Raw genomic sequence first — 2683 nt, 5'->3', positions numbered from 1 at the left:
AGCAAGCGAGCTTGCCAGCAACCAAAAAACAACGGGGAAAGAGAGAGAAAAGTAAGCAGCTGGCCGGGTCACACCGCTCACTCACCCCACACCTTCGCACAAGGAGCACAACCATGAAAGACAAAATCAAAGTTTCTACCCGCGCCGGTCTGTTGGCTGCCATGGCCCACAACCTCGGTATGAACCCCGTGGAGTCATTCGTGCTGGTGAGCATGCAGGGCAACCGCCTCGGCGCTACCCTGCGGGTAGACGTGCCGTTCGGTCACCCCGTCGGTGAATTTGCTTCAATGATCGTTGGGTACATGCTCAGCGACAAGGAAGCGAACGGCGCCATCTTTGCCATCTACACGGACGCCGAGGGCGAGCAGCCCCACAGCGCCTATGTGGAAGCGATCGAGCTGGAATTGATGGCGGCAGGTATGCCGTTGCGTGACATTCTGCTGGTGACCGGTGCAGGGTGGAGAAGCTACAGCGATACCACCGAAGCCATGACCCCGTTAGAGTCCATCACCGACAGCGCCGCGAACGCCGCCATGATCTTTGCCGGGTCCAACTTGGAAGCCGGAAAAGCTCACGACCGGGAATTTACCGGCTCACCCGGCAACGCGGCAGCAATCGCCGTTCTGGCCACCGGCTTCACGGACGTTGATGCACGGGACATTAGCGCCCCTGTCATGCGGGAAGCACGCGGGGCATGGGCCAAGGCACTGGGAACCACACCGGACACCGCGCAGGCATGCCTGCTGGTGGCCTACATCCAGAACCGCAACTTGCGTGACCGCCTGATGGCCGATCTGTTCAACACCGATGAACAGGAATTCGACAACGTGTTGATGGGCAAGTCCACTGTGCGCCCCACATGGGAACGCGCAGATCAGGGCGAGGCGCTGGTGTTCGAGTTGTTGAGCCACACCCCGCACGAGTTCCGCGCCCCGCTCTACACCATGCTGGGATTCATCAGCTGGTACAAGGGACGTTCCAGCCGTGCCGCTGACTACATGGAAAAGGCGCTGGAGGTAGAGCCCGGCTACCGGATCGCCGTCCTGTTCAAGGAGTTGTTGAACCGTGGCTATCTTCCCGAGGTAGTCACTAACAAGGAAACCGCCTACCCCGGAGCTTCCTAGCAAGAAAAGGGTTGGGCATCCACACAGTGGGTGCCCAACCCGCCGCTGTGGGGGCGGGCGGCCTCCGCCGCACGCTCCCCCGGCCGCCATCCACGCTGCGCGGGCGCAGCGACAAGAACAATGTCGGAACCAAACGATAAGCTGAACAGGCAACGCACCTACTTCAAGGAGCCCGTCATGCCAGCTGCAGATCTGTCCCACCCGAATACTTCCGTGGAGTATGCACCCCTGGACCCCCAGACGAACATCGCTGAAACCATACTCAAAGACGAGATCCCCCGGAACAACCAACCCGCCACCGGCCCCGTGGACTTCAGTGCCAACAGCCGCGACGATAGTTCATCCTGGTAGATAGACCGCACCTAACGGTGCCCCATAGATTTCCTGTGCGAAGGGAATGCTGAAAGAGCCGGCCATTGGCCGGCTCTTTCTTTATGTTCAGGTGCAGGGTGAAGATCCGTCGTGGCGTCGAGGTTTCAGGAGGCTTGGTACTCGCTAGCTCGCACCAAGCTAGTGGGCGTCCGCTGCGCGTCCGACTGTTGGGGGTGGTCCCGGCTCCGCAAGCTCCGCCGTGCCCACCCCTGCTTATTGAAAACCGCTTGCGCGTTTTTTGGTTGCTGTCCTCCGGATTTTACGTGTCCGCTCCACCCCGTCTAGCCCCTCCTGCGTCGGGGCCTACGACTGAAAAAAACATGTTCCGGCGCTCTTACCTCGCTGATTTCCTCCACATGTTTTTCCAGTCTTGCCCTTTGGGTAGACACGGCTCCGTCGGCCACAGCTACGCAAGCTTCGCCAGCAACCAAAAAACAACGGGGAAAGAGAAAAGCAGCTGGCAAGGTTACGCCGCCCACTCACCCCACACCTTCGCACAAGGAGCACAATCATGAAAGACAATTCACGCCCTACTGGTGCCATTGCCGTGAAACTGGACGCCGAAATTCTGTTGGCAAAAGCACGCGCAGAGTTCGCAAAGCAGTTCCCCGAAGCCGACGCCGCCCAGCTCTCCCACGGCCCGCAGCCCCAAATGCACTTTGCCGTTGATCGCGGCAACGCAGCAGTTGTCAACGGTGAAGGAGTTGGCTATGTTGCTACCGAAAACGACACGATTGAGGTCTATTTCTCCTACGCTGACACTTGGGTGCCTGTGGTGCTGCCATTGAGCCACATCGGCCACGCCACCACACATGACCGCATCGACTTGGCCGAAGGAATCCGTACCTTTGGCTCGCGCCTGGATGTGAACCACTTGATCTGGTTCAACAGGTACGACGCGGACAATTCCGCGCAATAGTAGTTCCTACGCACCGGGGCCGGGGCTGGGCATCCACCATCATGGGTGCCCAGCCCCGGCTTTTTCCTGGGGCGGGCGGCCTCCGCGGCCAGCTCCCCCGGCCGCCTGTCACGCTGCGCGGGCGTGGCGACACAGTGCCGTGTCGCAGGGGTAGATGGGCCAGATCCTGCAACGAGAGGTTGCCATTAGGTTTTCCTGTGCGAAGGGAATGCTGAAAGAGCCGGCCATTGGCCGGCTCTTTCTTTATGTTCAGGTGCAGGGTGAAGAT

Annotated in this window: 3 protein-coding genes; all 3 read left to right on the top strand. The window is 59.9% G+C overall.

Annotation, left to right across the window (positions count from 1 at the left end; translation table 11 throughout):
- Positions 1–113: 113 nt before the first annotated feature.
- The 3 genes from CXQ93_RS20040 (at position 114) to CXQ93_RS20030 (ending at position 2415) form a co-directional block, all read left to right on the top strand.
- The gene (locus CXQ93_RS20040; protein ID WP_104112159.1) at positions 114–1124 is read left to right on the top strand and encodes a DUF4192 domain-containing protein; all 1011 of its coding nucleotides are present in this window, start codon (positions 114–116) and stop codon (positions 1122–1124) included.
- A 177-nt stretch (positions 1125–1301) separates the two neighbouring features.
- Entirely contained in the window at positions 1302–1475 is a 174-nt protein-coding gene (locus tag CXQ93_RS20815; RefSeq protein WP_181036250.1) for a hypothetical protein, read from the top strand.
- Positions 1476–2007: 532 nt separating this feature from the next.
- Complete coding sequence (locus CXQ93_RS20030) at positions 2008–2415, top strand: hypothetical protein (RefSeq protein WP_104112157.1); 408 nt, start codon at positions 2008–2010, stop codon at positions 2413–2415.
- Positions 2416–2683: the final 268 nt, after the last annotated feature.

This window comes from Arthrobacter sp. N199823, from assembly GCF_002929705.1.
Lineage (GTDB): Bacteria > Actinomycetota > Actinomycetes > Actinomycetales > Micrococcaceae > Specibacter.
The sequence above is the reverse complement of the archived record's forward strand: the minus strand, read 5'-3'. Positions and strand labels throughout refer to the sequence as shown.

What these genes read in the sequence shown, in the direction of transcription:
- CXQ93_RS20040 (WP_104112159.1), top strand. Translation starts at nt 114, where the DNA reads ATGAAAGACAAAATCAAAGTTTCTACCCGCGCCGGTCTGTTGGCTGCC.
- CXQ93_RS20815 (WP_181036250.1), top strand. Translation starts at nt 1,302, where the DNA reads ATGCCAGCTGCAGATCTGTCCCACCCGAATACTTCCGTGGAGTATGCA.
- CXQ93_RS20030 (WP_104112157.1), top strand. Translation starts at nt 2,008, where the DNA reads ATGAAAGACAATTCACGCCCTACTGGTGCCATTGCCGTGAAACTGGAC.